Source organism: Actinomadura chibensis NBRC 106107, assembly GCF_001552135.1.
Classification (GTDB): Bacteria; Actinomycetota; Actinomycetes; order Streptosporangiales; family Streptosporangiaceae; genus Spirillospora; species Spirillospora chibensis.
In genome coordinates this window covers 44,549-58,567 of sequence record NZ_BCQP01000055.1, presented here as the reverse complement: position 1 = coordinate 58,567, position 14,019 = coordinate 44,549, and the positions used below count along the sequence as shown (strand labels likewise).

General features: G+C 73.3%; 15 protein-coding genes. 7 read left to right on the top strand and 8 right to left on the bottom strand.

Features of this window, described 5'->3' with window-relative positions; translation table 11 throughout:
- Positions 1–214: 214 nt before the first annotated feature.
- Positions 215–1,102 carry an NAD(P)H-binding protein gene (locus ACH01S_RS30450; RefSeq protein WP_067899359.1) on the bottom strand — a complete coding sequence of 296 codons (888 nt, stop codon included), beginning with the start codon at positions 1,100–1,102 and terminating at the stop codon, positions 215–217.
- Positions 1,103–1,147: 45 nt separating this feature from the next.
- Between ACH01S_RS30450 and ACH01S_RS30445 the strand changes: the two genes are divergently transcribed.
- Positions 1,148–1,525 carry a MerR family transcriptional regulator gene (locus tag ACH01S_RS30445; RefSeq protein ID WP_174564924.1) on the top strand — a complete coding sequence of 126 codons (378 nt, stop codon included), beginning with the start codon at positions 1,148–1,150 and terminating at the stop codon, positions 1,523–1,525.
- Between the two features lie 28 nt (positions 1,526–1,553).
- On the opposite strand, the gene ACH01S_RS30440 is transcribed toward ACH01S_RS30445, so the two are convergent.
- Both ACH01S_RS30440 and ACH01S_RS30435 read right to left on the bottom strand, forming a co-directional pair.
- Positions 1,554–2,036, bottom strand: coding sequence for an SRPBCC family protein (locus tag ACH01S_RS30440; protein WP_067899357.1), 483 nt, complete (start codon positions 2,034–2,036; stop codon positions 1,554–1,556).
- Positions 2,033–2,356, bottom strand: coding sequence for an ArsR/SmtB family transcription factor (locus ACH01S_RS30435; protein ID WP_246236829.1), 324 nt, complete (start codon positions 2,354–2,356; stop codon positions 2,033–2,035). The genes ACH01S_RS30440 and ACH01S_RS30435 overlap by 4 nt, the downstream gene beginning before the upstream one ends.
- 61 nt (positions 2,357–2,417) lie before the next feature.
- On the opposite strand from ACH01S_RS30435, the gene ACH01S_RS30430 reads away from it, so the two are divergent.
- The 3 genes from ACH01S_RS30430 to ACH01S_RS30420 all read left to right on the top strand — a co-directional run bounded on the left by ACH01S_RS30430 (position 2,418) and on the right by ACH01S_RS30420 (position 6,040).
- The gene (locus ACH01S_RS30430; RefSeq protein WP_067899349.1) at positions 2,418–3,398 is read left to right on the top strand and encodes a threonine ammonia-lyase; all 981 of its coding nucleotides are present in this window, start codon (positions 2,418–2,420) and stop codon (positions 3,396–3,398) included.
- Positions 3,399–3,557: 159 nt separating this feature from the next.
- On the top strand, positions 3,558–3,947 hold the full coding sequence (locus ACH01S_RS30425) for a hypothetical protein (protein ID WP_067899346.1): 390 nt from the start codon (positions 3,558–3,560) through the stop codon (positions 3,945–3,947).
- A 281-nt stretch (positions 3,948–4,228) separates the two neighbouring features.
- Entirely contained in the window at positions 4,229–6,040 is a 1,812-nt protein-coding gene (locus tag ACH01S_RS30420) for an alkyl/aryl-sulfatase (protein WP_067899444.1), read from the top strand.
- A gap of 41 nt (positions 6,041–6,081) precedes the next feature.
- Here the strand turns inward: ACH01S_RS30420 and ACH01S_RS30415 are convergent, their stop codons facing one another.
- The gene (locus tag ACH01S_RS30415) at positions 6,082–6,321 is read right to left on the bottom strand and encodes a hypothetical protein (protein WP_067899344.1); all 240 of its coding nucleotides are present in this window, start codon (positions 6,319–6,321) and stop codon (positions 6,082–6,084) included.
- 173 nt (positions 6,322–6,494) lie between these two features.
- Here ACH01S_RS30415 and ACH01S_RS30410 point away from each other — a divergent pair, with 173 nt between their 5' ends.
- From ACH01S_RS30410 to ACH01S_RS30400, 3 genes are all read left to right on the top strand, one after another.
- Positions 6,495–7,769: a sensor histidine kinase gene (locus ACH01S_RS30410; RefSeq protein WP_067899341.1), complete on the top strand. Its 1,275-nt coding sequence runs from the start codon at positions 6,495–6,497 to the stop codon at positions 7,767–7,769.
- Positions 7,757–8,413 (top strand): response regulator, encoded by a 657-nt coding sequence (locus ACH01S_RS30405; protein WP_067899338.1) that lies wholly within the window; start codon positions 7,757–7,759, stop codon positions 8,411–8,413. The genes ACH01S_RS30410 and ACH01S_RS30405 overlap by 13 nt, the downstream gene beginning before the upstream one ends.
- A 120-nt stretch (positions 8,414–8,533) precedes the next feature.
- On the top strand, positions 8,534–9,724 hold the full coding sequence (locus tag ACH01S_RS30400) for a serine hydrolase domain-containing protein (RefSeq protein WP_067899336.1): 1,191 nt from the start codon (positions 8,534–8,536) through the stop codon (positions 9,722–9,724).
- Positions 9,725–9,775: 51 nt separating this feature from the next.
- Here the strand turns inward: ACH01S_RS30400 and ACH01S_RS30395 are convergent, their stop codons facing one another.
- The 4 genes from ACH01S_RS30395 to ACH01S_RS30380 form a co-directional block, all read right to left on the bottom strand.
- Positions 9,776–10,963, bottom strand: coding sequence for an NADase-type glycan-binding domain-containing protein (locus ACH01S_RS30395; protein WP_067899331.1), 1,188 nt, complete (start codon positions 10,961–10,963; stop codon positions 9,776–9,778).
- The gene (locus ACH01S_RS30390; protein WP_218010450.1) at positions 10,960–11,472 is read right to left on the bottom strand and encodes a phage tail protein; all 513 of its coding nucleotides are present in this window, start codon (positions 11,470–11,472) and stop codon (positions 10,960–10,962) included. Before ACH01S_RS30390 ends, ACH01S_RS30395 begins: the two co-directional genes overlap by 4 nt.
- 112 nt (positions 11,473–11,584) lie before the next feature.
- Entirely contained in the window at positions 11,585–13,537 is a 1,953-nt protein-coding gene (locus ACH01S_RS30385; RefSeq protein ID WP_067899325.1) for a putative baseplate assembly protein, read from the bottom strand.
- The gene (locus tag ACH01S_RS30380) at positions 13,537–14,010 is read right to left on the bottom strand and encodes a GPW/gp25 family protein (protein ID WP_067899321.1); all 474 of its coding nucleotides are present in this window, start codon (positions 14,008–14,010) and stop codon (positions 13,537–13,539) included. Before ACH01S_RS30380 ends, ACH01S_RS30385 begins: the two co-directional genes overlap by 1 nt.
- Positions 14,011–14,019 lie beyond the last annotated feature (9 nt).

Sequence of the window (14,019 nt, the reverse complement as noted above, 5' to 3'; positions counted from 1 at the left end):
TCGCTTCGGCAGAACCGTGTCGGTCGCGCCCTGCTCCGCTGGAGGCTCCGTAAGGGCGCGACGCATGTCTGCCCGGCGATGGTATTTTGCGTCGCCCTTCCCCGCCTCCGTCGATTGCCGTGAATGGCGGTCAAGTAGGCTCTGAAAGCGCAGCTCAGTCCCGGCCCCGCCGAACGCGCGGCGCTTGGAAATTCGATTCACTCCGGGCGTTGATTCAGGTTTCGTCCGGCCGGTTGAATTCGGCGGCGCGGTCGGCGGCCCAGCGGGCGAACGTGCCGGGCGGACGGCCGGTGAGGCGCTCGACGTCGCCGCTGACGCGGGACGACGGCGGCCGCGCCACGGCGGCGGCGATCAGCGCGTCCACCAGCGGTTCGGGACGGCCGTCCGCGAGCATCCGCGCCCGCGCGAGGTCGGCGGGGACCGCCTCGAACCGCAGCGGCCGGTGGAGGGCCGCGCCGAGGCGGGCGACCAGGTCGGCGCGGCTGAGCACCTCAGGCCCGGTCAGCACGTAGGGGCCCTGGTCCGGTTCGGCGTGCGGCGCGAGGAGCACGGTCGCGGCGGCTTCGGCGACGTCGCGCTCGTCCACGACGGGTGTGGGCGCCATGTCCGGGCCCGACACGACGTCGCCCGCCCGCAACTGCGCCGCCCAGCCGCGCGTGTTGGACGCCAGCGTGTCGCTGCGCAGCACCACGGGCCGGACGCCGCCGTCGCGGAGCAGGGCCTCCATGTCCGCGTGCACCTGGACGATGGGGTCGCTCTGGCGCTCGGCGCCGTCGTCGATGGCGGCCGAGGAGACGTAGACGACGCGGACCGCGCGCAGTTCCGCGACCAGCGGACGGGCCGGAGCGGAGTCGAGCAGCGGCCAGACGAGAAAGACGGCGTCCATTCCGTTCAGCGCCTCGCGCAGAACGGCGGGATCCGTGAGGTCGCCGACCACCGGCTCCGTTCCCGGACGGGGGCGGCTCCGCCGCCGCTCCAGCGCCCGAACGTGCGCGCCGCGCGCGACGAGCCGGGCGGCGACCTCGCGGCCGAGGTTGCCGCTCGCGCCCGTGACCAGGACCGATGGACGGCGGCGGGTGCCGCCGGGGTGAGTGTCGGGCATGATCGGAACGGTAGGGGTTCAGGTCGACATGAAGGCAAGGCGCGCGTGGCGGGAAGGACGATCGGACAGGCCGCCGCGGAGCTCGGCGTCGCGGCCCACGTCCTCCGGCACTGGGAGGACGCGGGCGCGCTCGCCGTGCCCCGCGACGCGAGCGGATACCGCAGTTACGACGACCACGCGCTGGAGCAGGCGCGCACCGTCCTGAAACTGCGGCGGGTCGGGCTGTCGCTGCCCGAGATCACGGCCGCCATGTCGCCGCGGAAGGCCACGGCGCAGGCGGTCGTGCAGGCGAAGATCGAGGCGCTCGAGGCGGAGGTCGTCCACCGGCGGCGGGCGATCTCCTTCCTGCGGCACACCGTCGAATGCCGGCACCGGTATCTCGACGAGTGCCCCGACTGCGCGTCCTTCGCCCGCGAAGCCTGAGCGGCCTGAGCCCGGCCGGGCTCCCGGGTCAGCCGGACTCGGCGACCAGGGCGGCGTACCGGGCCAGGTACAGCGGCCATCCCTCGTCGTTGTCGACGCCGTCGCGGACCGACTCCCAGCCGGGCCCGTGCCGGTCGAGGTTGCGGTGCTCCAGTTCCACGCGGGTGCGCTCCGGGCTCTCGGCGACGAACCGGACCTCGACCTCGCTCGTGTTGTCCGGCTCGGTCTCGATCCGCCACTGCGGGCTGATGTCCCAGCTGAACACCACGCGGTCCGGCGGGTCGAAGGCGAGGACGCGCGCCCAGCGGCACTCGGTGCCGTCCTCGCCCCGGTCGTAGATGTGTCCGCCGACCTTCGGCTCGAACACGGTCTCGGCGATCGGCGCGCCGAGCAGGTTGTGCTCGGGCGGCTTGAAGTCGCCGAAGCGCGCGGTGAACATCTCGAAGGCCCGCTCGACCGTCGCGTCGACGACGATCGTCCGGCGGACCACCACGTCCGCTGCCTGGGTCATGATCTCTCCTCGGTCGATTGGTCCACGACGTCCTGGTAGCCGCTCAGCGCGCGGTCCCAGAACGTCTCCAGCTGGTCGCGCAGCGCGGCGAGGCCCGCCGGGTTGAGCCGGTACACCCGCCGCGTCCCCTCGGCGCGGTCGGTGACCAGCCCCGCGTCCTTGAGGATCTTCAGATGCTGGGACACCGCGGGCCTGCTGATCGGCAGCCGCTCCGCCAACTGGCCGACGGCGCTCGGCCGCTCGGCCAGGCAGACCACGATGGCGCGCCGGGTGGGATCGCCCAGCGCCTCCCATCCGGAACCACTTTGGTAAGCATCCACGAACCGTAAGCTACGGCTTACCATTGGAGCGTGTCAAGGCGCGTCGCTACGCTGCCGTACCGTGCCGAAGACGCGTCTCGACCTCGCCCGGATCAGGGCGGCCCGGCGGATGATCGACCCGCTCTTCCTCGACTCCCCCCTCTACCGCTGCGAGGCGCTCGAACCCGATCTCGGGTGCGCGGTGAGCGTCAAGCTCGAAACGGCGAACCCGGTCCGGAGCTTCAAGGGGCGCGGCACGGAGGTCGTCTCGAGCCTGCTCGCCTCGAACGGTTCACGAGCCGTCGTGTGCGCCAGCGCGGGCAACCTCGGCCAGGCCCTCGCCTGGTCGGGCCGCGAGCGGGGGCTGGCGGTCACCGTCGTCGCGTCCCGCTTCGCGCCCGCCGCCAAGCTCGACCGCATCCGCGCGCTGGACGCGACGCTGGAGCTGGTGGACGGCGACTTCGACCTCGCCCGCGAGCGGGCGGCGGCCATCGCGCGGCACGACGGCGTCCGGCTGGTCGAGGACAGCCTCGACATCGAGACCTGCGAGGGCGCGGCGACCATCGGCCTGGAGCTGGTGGAGTCCGGCCCGGCGTTCGACGCCGTCCTGATCGCGCTCGGCGGCGGTGCGCTGGCCACCGGCGTCGGGCACGTGGTGAAGGCGCTGGCGCCCGGCGTCGAGGTGATCTGCGTCCAGCCGCTCGGGGCGCCCGCGATGACGCTGTCGTGGCGCGGGCGGCGCGTCGTCACCACCGACTCGACCGACACGATCGCGGACGGCGTCGCCGGTCGCCGTCCCATCCCGGCCGTCCTGGACGACCTCCTGCTGGTCGCCGACGACGCCGTCCTGGTGGAGGAGGCGTCGATCATCGCCGGGATGCGGCTGCTCCTCGACCGCGCGGGCCTCGTGGTGGAGCCGTCCGCCGCGCTCGGCGTCGCGGCGGTGCTCGAAGACCGCGACCGCTTCGCCGGACGGCACGTGGCCGCCATCGTGTGCGGCGGCAACGTTGACATGGCCGCCTACCGCCAATGGGTGGACATATCCTCCCCCCATCGGGCTTGACAATTCCGCCATTCTTCCAACGGGTTCGCGCGTCACCGCGCCCGGTGCTCCGCGGGCACTGATCGCTGCCCTTTGGGCTGCCTTTCCGAGGCTTACCGCCCTACCGCCGGGATGGAACGGTGAATATGCAAGAAGATCCTGCGCAAAAAGGAGAGTGTGATGCGCAAAGCGATCCTGGCGGGAACGTCCCTGGTCGTCGCCGCCCTGGCGGCGGGACCGGTGGCGGCCCCCGCCCTGGCCGCCCCCGGCAAGGCCGACACGTCGTGCGAGGCCAGGCTGTTCGCGGACGAGGTGACGGTCCGCGACCTGGGCCCGAACGGCATCGCGGCGGACGGCTGGTCCGTCCACTGCTCGGCCGACAGCCAGGTGAGGGTGGACATCGACTACGTCACGGGACGCCATGTCACCTCGGCGGCGAACGTCGCCGCCGGCGACCAGTGGCAGGGCCTCGACCTCACGCCGTCCCCCGACGGCCGCGGCACGAACGCCGTCGTCTCCGTCTACGAGGGCCGCGAACTCCTGACCCAGGAAGCCATCAACTGGGACTGATCCCCCGCCCCTAGAAGATCATTGACCACGCCGGACAAGGGCCGAAGGAATTGTGCGGACAACCGCCCTTGTCCGGCGTGGCACCACCATTTCCCCGCCTTTCTCGGCCGAACCCGCGCAGCCAGCTCCAGATGTGGGAGCTGGTCCGCCGGATCGCGGCGGCCGGGGCCACGGTCCTGCCCACCACCTGTCCGCACCGCCGGGCGTGACGGGGCGTCCGGTCGAGGAGCCTTTGCCAGCCGGGGACTTTGGGTTGGTATGCGGGTGGAGAAATGGACGCCATGGGAGATCTCGCCTTCACCGACCGGACGGATTTCGAGAACGCCGAACGCGGCCTGGTCGCGTCGCTGTCGCCGGGGGTGGTCCGGGACTCGGGCGGCAGGGTCGTCTGGGACAACGACGTCTTCGCCTTCCTCGACGCCCCCTGCCCGGACACGGCGAACCCGTCCCTGTGGCGGCAGTCGCAACTGTGCGCCAAGCAGGGCCTTTTCGAGGTGACGGACGGCGTTTACCAGGTGCGGGGCCTGGATCTGTCGAACATGACGCTGGTCGAGGGCGAGCGCGGGGTGATCGTGATCGACCCGCTGGTGTCGGTGGAGACCGCCGCCGCCGCGTTCGGGCTGTACTGCGAGCACCGGGGCGACCGTCCGGTCACCGGGCTCGTCTACACCCATTCGCACGTCGACCATTTCGGCGGCGCCGAGGGCGTCGTCGCGCCCGGGAACGCCGACGGGGTGCCGATCGTCGCGCCCGCCGGATTCGTGGAGAACGCCGTCGCGGAGAACGTGTACGCGGGGACGGCCATGGCCCGTCGCGGCATGTACCACGCGGGCGTCCTGCTGGAGCGGGGCCCGGACGGAATGGTCGGGACGGGCCTCGGGCAGACCGCGTCGTCCGGGCGCGTCTCGCTCGTCCCGCCGAACACGCACATCACCCGTACCGGGCAGGAGGAAGTCCTGGACGGCGTGCGGATCGTCTTCCAGTCGACGCCGGGAACCGAGGCTCCGGCGGAGATGAACTTCCATTTCCCGGAACGGCGCGCCTTGTGCATGGCCGAGAACGCCACGCACAACCTCCACAACATCCTGACTTTGCGCGGGGCGCTCGTCCGGGACGCGCGGGTGTGGGCGCGCTATCTGGACGAGGCGATCACGCTGTTCGCCGACGCCAGTGACGTGGCGTTCGCGTCCCACCATTGGCCGATCTGGGGACGCGACGACATCGTCGCCTTCCTTTCGCAGCAGCGCGACCTGTACGCCTACCTGCACGATCAGACGCTGCGCATGCTCAACCAGGGCCACACCGGCATCGAGATCGCGGAGCAGATGGAACTGCCGCCCGCCCTCGCCAACGCCTGGCACGCCCGCGGCTACTACGGCTCGGTGAGCCACAACGTGAAGGCGATCTACCAGCGCTACATGGGCTGGTTCGACGGCAATCCCGCGCATCTCTGGGAGCACCCGCCGGTCGAGAACGCGAAACGGTACGTGGAATGCATGGGCGGCGCGTCCAAGGTGATGTCGATGGCCCGCGACTACGCCGATAAGGGCGATCTGCGTTTCGCCGCGACCCTCTACGACCATGTCGTGTTCGCCGACCCGGAGAACGCCGACGCCAAGTCCGGGCTCGCCGACGTCTACCAGCGGCTCGGCCGGGGCGCGGAGAACGGGACGTGGCGCAATTTCTACCTGACCGGCGCGATGGAACTGCGCGAGGGGATCAAGCCGGTCCCGATGAGCATCTCCGGCGGAATGACCGCCGGGCTGACGGTCGAGCAGGTCTTCGACTCGATGGCGATCCGCGTGAACGGCCCAAAGGCATGGGACGAGCACGTCACCATCGACTGGGACTTCACCGACGCCCGCGAGCGGTACCGGATGATGCTGTCCAACGGCGTCCTCATTCACCGGCGGGTGACGGGCGATACCGATGGCGCCGATCTGACGCTCACGCTCACCCGTCCGCAATTGTTCGCGCTGATAGCGGGGAAAGGCCCGGAAGGCATCACCAGTTCCGGTGACGCGGCGGCCCTGCGAAGGCTGCTGGCCGTCATGGACGCACCCGAGCCCGACTTCCCCATCGTGACCCCCTGACCACGTCGGGAAGGGCCGGCCGGTCTCGTCGGCTGAGGCGGTCAGCCGCGCCGGTTGCGGTAGTGGTGGACGATCAGGCACGTCGCGCAGGCCATCGTGGCCAGCCCGAACGCCGCGTCGACGGCCACGTTCGCGTCGAGCCGCGACAGGACCATGTCGCCCGCCGCGAAGATCACCAGAAGCACCCACAGCACCGGCCGCACGGCCCTGCTCCGCGCGCTCGGGGACGCCCCGGCGGCGGCCGGGCTCGTCGTCTCCGACCGGCCGTGAGAATCGTTCATCTTGCAACTCCGAGAACGGGGTGACGATCGCCGCGAATCACTCTAGGAACTACGAGCGCCGCGGACGATCCAGCCAACCCGTCCACGTTGGTATAGCAGGCTGTACTCCTGCGCCGCCCCTCGGGCGGTTTCCGACTTGTCGTCTTAAAGTCGGGGGCGTCAGGAGGGTGCGGATGGTGGCGGGCAGGCCGGAGCCGGCGGCTCCCCGATACGCCGGGCAGGGTGGCGTCCTCATGCGCCGCGCCCGCGCCGTCCTCGACGCGCTGGAGCATCTCGTCGGCGGGCTCGGCACCGCCCTGCTGGCGTTCGTCGCCATGGCGTGGGTCACGTCGGTCATGGTGCTGTCCGTCGCCGGGGTCGGCCTGCTGCTCGTGCCGAGCGCGCTGCGCGGCGTCCGGGCGGTGGCGTCCCGGGAGCGGGCGCGGCTGTCCCGCTGGGGCCCGGAGATCATCGGGCCGGGGCCGGTGCCGTCCCGGCTCGGCGCCGCCCTCGCCGACCCGGCCGTCCCCCGCGAGCTGTGCTGGGTGCTCGGGCACGGGACGGCGGGCCTGCTGTTCAGCGCGGCCGCGATCACGATGCCGGTGGCGTCCGCGCAGGACATCACCTACCCGCTGTGGTGGCGGTTCCTGCCCGCGCAGAACCGCGAGCCCACCGGCGTGTTCTGGACGGTCCGCGACTTCTCCGACGCCCTCCCGGTCACCCTGTTCGGGATCGGGCTGGCACTGGCGTTCGTCCTGCTCGGCCCGGGGATGGCCCGGTTGCAGGCCTGGCCGGGGCGGCGGCTGCTCGCGCCCACCGACGACACCGACCTGTCCCTGCGGGTCGCGCAGCTGTCGGCCACCCGGGCCGCCGCGCTGGACGCGCACGCCACGGAGCTGCGGCGGATCGAGCGCTCGCTGCACGACGGCGCGCAGAACCGCCTCGTCGGCGTGACCGTGCTGCTCGGCGCGACCCGGCGCGCGCTCGCCCGCGACCCGGCGAGCGCGCTCGCGATCCTCGACCGCGCGCAGGTCGCGGCCGAGGAGGCGCTGGCCGAGCTGCGCGCGGTGGTGCGCGGCATCCTGCCGCCCGTCCTGGACGACCGGGGCCTGACCGGCGCGCTGGCCGGGCTCGCGGCGAACTGCGGCGTCCCCTGCGAGGTGGACGTCGACGTGCCGGGCCGGTGCGCCGCGTCCGTCGAGGCGACCGCGTACTTCGTCACGGCGGAGGCGCTGACCAACGTGTCCCGGCACAGCGGGGCGCGGCACGCGCTCGTGACCGTCCGCCGCGAGGGCCCGCTCCTGCGGCTGCGGATCGAGGACGACGGCGTCGGCGGCGCGGACGCGCGCGGCGGCTCCGGCCTCGCCGGGATCCGCAGCCGGATCGAGGCGCACGACGGGCGGCTCGTCCTGACCAGCCCGCCCGGCGGGCCGACGATCGTGGAGGTGGAGCTGCCGTGCGGATCGTGATCGCCGAGGACGACGCGCTGCTGCGCGAGGGGCTGGCGCTGCTGCTGCGCGCCGAGTCCCTGGACGTGGTCGCCACCACCGACTCCGCGGAGGCGTTCCTCGCGGCCGTCGACGACCACGAGCCGGACACCGCGATCGTCGACGTGCGGATGCCGCCGACCCACACCGACGAGGGGATCAGGGCGGCGGTCGAGGCGCGGCGGCGGCGCCCGGACCTCGCCGTGCTCGTGCTGTCGGCCTACGTCGAGCAGGCGTTCGCGACCGAGCTGCTGGACGGCGGCGCCCGCCGGATCGGCTACCTGCTCAAGGAGCGGGTCGGCCGCGTCGAGCAGTTCCTCGACGCGCTGCACCGCGTCGCGGGCGGCGGCACCGCCATCGACCCCGAGGTCGTCGCGCAGTTGCTCACCCGCACCCGCTCCGACTGCGCGCTGGAGCGGCTGACGCCGCGCGAGCTGGACGTGCTCGCCCTGATGGCGGAGGGCCTCGGCAACACCGCGATCGCGGAGGGGCTCGTCGTCACCGAGGGGGCCGTGCACAAGCACATCCGGAACATCTTCGCCAAGCTCGGCCTGGAGCCCACCAGTGGGGCGGACCGGCGCGTCACCGCCGTCCTGCACTACCTGGAGGCCAATTCCCGGACCTGATCCGGACGGAGGGGTGGGGCTGGCTACACCTCTTTTCCGGGGCCCCGCTGGCTCGTCCCGGCGGCGGCGAGTGGAGACGCTTGGAGCGTCCGATAAAACGCCACTCGCAAGGAGCTCCCGATGAATTCTCTGATCAAATCGAGGCGCGGCCGGAAGTTTCCCGCCGTGCTCGCCGCGCTGACGGTGTTCGGCGGAATCGCGGCGCTGGGCGCGCCCGCCCTGGCCCGTACGGAAAAGGGCGGCGGGGCGCCGGGGAATCCCGCCGTCCAGCGGAAGATGGACGGCCTGGTGCGCGACGGGTTCCCCGGCGTGCTCGCCGCCGTCCGGGACCGGGACGGGCGCACGACCGACTACGTCGCGGGCGTCGGCGACCGCGACACGGGCGCGAAGCCGCCGGTGAACGGGCATGTCCGGATCGCGAGCAACACCAAGACGTTCACGGCGGCGGTCGTCCTGCAACTGGTGGGCGAGGGCAGGGTGAAGCTGGACGCGCCGATCGAGAAGTATCTGCCGGGCCTCGTCCGGGGCGAGGGAATCGACCCGAACAAGATCACGGTGCGGAACGTGCTCCAGCACACGAGCGGCATTCCCGAATACACCCGGTACCTGGACCTGAACGCCTTCAACACCCGCGACCTCTACCGGGAACCGCGCGAACTGCTCGACATCGCGTTCCGGCATCCCGCCGATTTCCCGCCGGGCACCAAATGGCAGTACAGCAACACCAACTATGTGCTCGCGGGGCTGCTCGTCCAGAAGGTCACGGGACGTCCGGTCGGCGAGGAGATCACCAACCGGATCATCCGCCCGCTCGGGCTGCGCGACACCTACTGGCCGCTCGTCGGGGAGCGCGGCATCCGCGGCGCGCACCCGAAGGGCTACGACGCGGCCGAGCCGGGCGGCGCGCTGCGCGACATCACGAGGCTCGACCCGTCCGCGGGCTGGGCGGCCGGGCAGCTCGTCAGCACCCCGCGCGACCTGAACGCCTTCTTCGGCGCCCTGCTCGGCGGCCGGCTGCTCCGCCCGGCGGAGCTGGCGGAGATGAAGCGGACCCTCCCGGCGCCGGGCGACCTGCCGGGCGCGTCCTACGGCCTCGGCCTGATGAGCACGAAACTGTCCTGCGGCGGCTACCTGTGGGGCCACGGCGGCGACATCAACGGCTACGAGACGCGCGACGGCGCCACCGCGGACGGGCGGGCCGCGACGGTCGCGGTCACCGCGCTGCCCAGCGCGATCAGGGCGAAGGAGGAGGACATGATGAAGGTGCACCAGCACGTCCTGGACACGCTGGACACCGCGCTCTGCTCCTGACCCTCTCCGGAGGCTCCCGGCCCTCCTCCGGGCCGGGAGCTTCCCCTTTGGTCAGAGGTTCCTGACGGTCGACCGCGTAAAGAACTCGACCTCCGCAATGCACACCTGCCGGTTGGGCGCGGCGCCGTAGGCGGAGCGGATGGTGAGCCGGACCCGGACGACGTCGTCCCCGCGCAGCTTGAGCTTCTGCGGGCCGGGGGCGTCGTCGAGGCGCAGCTCCGTCGTCCGGCTCCTCCCGTCTGAGGAGAAGACCGTCGCGTCCAGGATCTGCGGGCGGGCCTGGGTGGCGTACTGGTCCGGCTGCTTCGACACGCCCGGGGTGATGATCACGTTGAGCAGGCGGCGGGGCTGGACGAACGACGCCTCCAGGAAGACGCCCTGGCTGCCGCCGCCGAAGCCGGTGCCCCAGAAGGTGTTGGTGAGGCCGTCCACGGCGAGCTGCGGACCGTGCTTCGGGTCGGTGTGCGACGCCTTCGCCGCGTTCGGCGGGGCGGGCGCCCGCTTGACGAAATGGTCCACGACCCCGTTGGCGACGTCGTCGGCCTTCACGACCGCCGTCCCGACGACGGCCACGCCCGCGAGGGCCAGCACGGCGCTGGTCAGCAGGGTGCCGGGGCCGCGCCGGATCCGCGGCCGCTCCCCCGCCCAGGGCACCTCCCGGTTCCGGTCGCCGTGGACGATCCGCTGCCACCAGGTGCGGGTGCGGAACCCGTCCTTGTCCGCCGCCGCGAGCGGCATCGCGCACTGGCGGCAGAAGTGCCGGTCGGGCGGGTTCAGCGTGTCGCACCACGGGCACGGGACGCCGCCCGTCATCTCCGGGGTCCGCGCCCGCACCTGCGGGCGGGCCGCCTCCGGACGTCCGGGCAGCACCGGCGCGGGCCCCGCCGGAGGGGGTTGGGCCGGGGTCTCGGGGGTCACCGGGATCAGCAGGCGCCGGGCCCGGTCGTCCCGCGCGGGCGGCCGCCGTCCCGGCAGCGGCGCGACCCGCCGGTCGGGCGGCGCCGCGTCCGGCGGACGCGGCGGGCCACCGGCCGGGCGCGGCGGGGCGGGTGGGAGGGGCCGTTCGATTCGCGTGTCGGGCGGCGCGGTCGGCGGTTCCGGGGGCGGCGGCTCGGGCGGGGTGGGCAGGGGGACGCCGTGGGCGGGCGTCCAGTTGAGCACCGCGCCGCAGCGGTCGCAGAACGAGCCGCCCTGACCGGTGGCCCCGCAGTCCGGGCAGACTCCTCCGGGGGACGTCATCGGGCCGCTCCTTTCTCCAGGACGTGCACGGCATAGGGGACGTGGGCGGGACGGACCGCGCCGACCAGCGCGTCCAGCCGCCGCGCGTCCACCCGCGACGGGTCGGGGACGCGCAGGATCACCTCAAGGCGCGGCGCGGCCTCGCCCGGGATCGCGCCGAGCGGCCGCTCCGACCAGGCCGCGCCGCCGCTCTCCACGATCTCCGGCGCCACGCCGAACGCCATCAGGACGGCCGCCGCGACACCGTGCCGGGTGCCGCGCAGCCGGTGCAGGCCGGTCGCCTTCGCGACCGCGTCCCTGGCCTGCGCCTCGGGCTCGTCGCCCCGCAGCTCGGCGCCGACCCACCCGGCCAGCCAGCCGACGAAGTCGGCCGGGGCGAGCGCGGGCGAGAAGTAGGCCTCCAGGCTGTCGAGGACGGTGAGCAGCGGCGCGAACAGGTCGTCGAGCCCGGCCACGAACCGCTGCGCGAGATCGTCCTCGGCGAACACCGACGGCAGCCGCTCCCCCAACGGATAAGCCGACCGCACCCCATCGACGCCGCCTCTCACGACGCCCCGCCTTTCTGGGGGGCGACCCCCAGACCCCCGCAGGGGGAGCGCCATGATCCTCGCTTCGCTCCGGTCATGACGCTCCTCCCCGCACCCGAATCTTGTGGTCGTAGGAGAAGACCAACGCGGAGGGGTCGAGGTCGATGCGGTCTACGGCGTCGCCGCGTTTGCCGGTCAGGGGGTCGGCGGCGTGCAGGCGGACCTCGTCCACGAGTTCCACGCCCGGCACCCGCTGCAGGACGGCGAAGATCTCACCCGCCTGGAGGGGGCGGCCGAACTGCCAGCCCCGCCCGTCCGCGCCGCCGGTCAGCGGGTCGAGGTGGGCGTAGAGGGCGTCGAGCGCGGCGCGGCGGACGGACTCGGCCTCGACGGTCCCGAACGCGTGCACCGTCGCGACGACCGTGACGCCCTGGTAGAACGGCGGGCCCACGGCGAGCCTGACCCCGATCGGGCGGCGGTCGTCCAGGTAGCGGGTGACGCGGCGGAGCAGGTCGTCGCCGGGGACGAGCTGCTCGAACCGGAGCCGTCCGCCCGGGTCGGGCACGGCCTGCGGCACGACCAGGACGCGGACCGCGCCCGCGCCCGCGTCGTCCACGGGCAGGCAGCGGATCCGGGCGGTCTCGGGCGCGGCGCGGCGGGCCAGTTCCTCGTAGTCGCGGGCGGTGACCGCGCGGTCCTGGGCGCGGAGCGCGACGGGGGTGCGGCGCTTGGCCTCCTCCAGGGTCTCGGCGTCGACGCCGCCGCGCGCCGCCTCCCGGTTCTCGACCTGCGCGACGTAGGGGATCGACGTGCGGAGCACGCTCAGCGCGCCGCGCGCCACGTTCCCGGCGCGGCCGCCGCCGGTCCGGTAGCGGCGGGCGCGCAGCACCGCGCCCTTGTCCGGGACGGCGCCGTACTGCCGCAGCAGCCCGTCCGGGGTGCGGACGGCCGGGCCGAACGAGACCTCGCCGGTCGCCGCGTCCAGCCGGAAGTGCCGGTCGCCGGGCCCGGACGCGGAGAAGTGCTCGACCTGCTCCCACTCCCGCCAGCCGTCGCCGTCCGACGACTCCAGGACGAGCGGCGGGTCCCCCGCGAGCACGGGCGCGTGCTCGGTCCGGAACCGCTCGCCGGGGACGCCCGCGGACTCGCCGAGCGTCTCGTCCCGGATCGTCTCGGCGTGGACGGCGCCGGTCGTCCCGCCGACCGTGGCGGCCTCCGCGTCCCGGACGGTCGGCGACACCGAGTAGAACGGCTGGCCGGGCAGCGGCTCGGTGACCCGGCAGCGCAGCCATCCGGCCTCGTGGACGCCGAGCCGCGACATGACGTGCCCGTCCGGGACGTGCAGCACGACCTCCCCGGCCCGGTTCAGCCCGCCGGTCCCGTCGGAGGCGACCTCGCACTCCCGCCAGCCCTCGCCCGTCCACGCCTCCCAGCGCAGCGGCGGCTGCCGGGGGTCGACGCCGACGCCGTCGACCCGGCTGTCCAGCCTGATCATCACCGCGCAGGACGGGACGGCCGCGGACAGCCCGAGCGCCAGCACGTCGCCCGGCCGGGGCACGGCGGAGAAACACGCGAAATCCTCGCCGGAGCGGACGTCGGCGGTGTGGTCGGCGACCGTCCCGCCCTCCGGCTGCGCGATGACGGCGGACAGCTCGCACGGCACGACGCGCAGGTCGCGCTCGGTGGTGAACACGACGGCCTCCTCGTGCTCGGTGCGCAGCGTCGCGATCTCCGCCCCGGCGGGCAGCAGGACGTCCTCCTCCTGCGGCGCGGACAGCCAGAACGTCACGTCGGTGCGGGCGGCGGCGGGCGGCAGCAGCGTGACGCCGAGCAGTTCGAGGAACGCGACGTAGTTCTTCTCCGGCACGCGGTTGAGCCGGTACACGAGCTGGTCGACCATGTGCGCGACGGTCTCGATCAGCGTCACGCCCGGGTCGGAGACGTTGTGGTCGGTCCACTCCGGGCAGCGCCGCTGGATGTAGCGCTTGGCGTCGTCCACGAACTGCTGGAAGCGCCGGTCGTCGAGGTTGGGCGCGGGCAGGGGCATCAGGTTCCGCTCTCGAAGGACGGTCGGCGGCCCGGCCGGGATGTCGCGTCCGTTGCGTCCACCTCGTCCGCCGGGTCGTCGTGGGACGGGATCACATAGAACGGGAAGACCAGGTTGCGCGGGTTGTTCGTGCCGCGGACCTCGTAGCGGACGTCGATGAACAGCACCGCCGGGTCGTCCGGCGCGACGCTCACCCGGACGTCGGCGACCTCGATGCGCGGCTCCCAGCGGTCCAGGCTGCCGCGCACCTCGTAGGCGATGCGCCCGGCGGTCTCCTCGTTGACGGGCGCGAACACGAGGTCGTGGATCGCGCAGCCGAACTCGGGCCGGGACGGGCGCTCGCCCGGCGCGGTCGCGAGCACCAGCCGGATCGCCTCCTCGATCTCCCGCTCCCCGGTGACGAGCACGATCCCGCCGGACGCGCTGACCCGCATCGGGAACCCCCAGCCCGCGCCGACGAACTGCTCCCCCATCGAAATCCC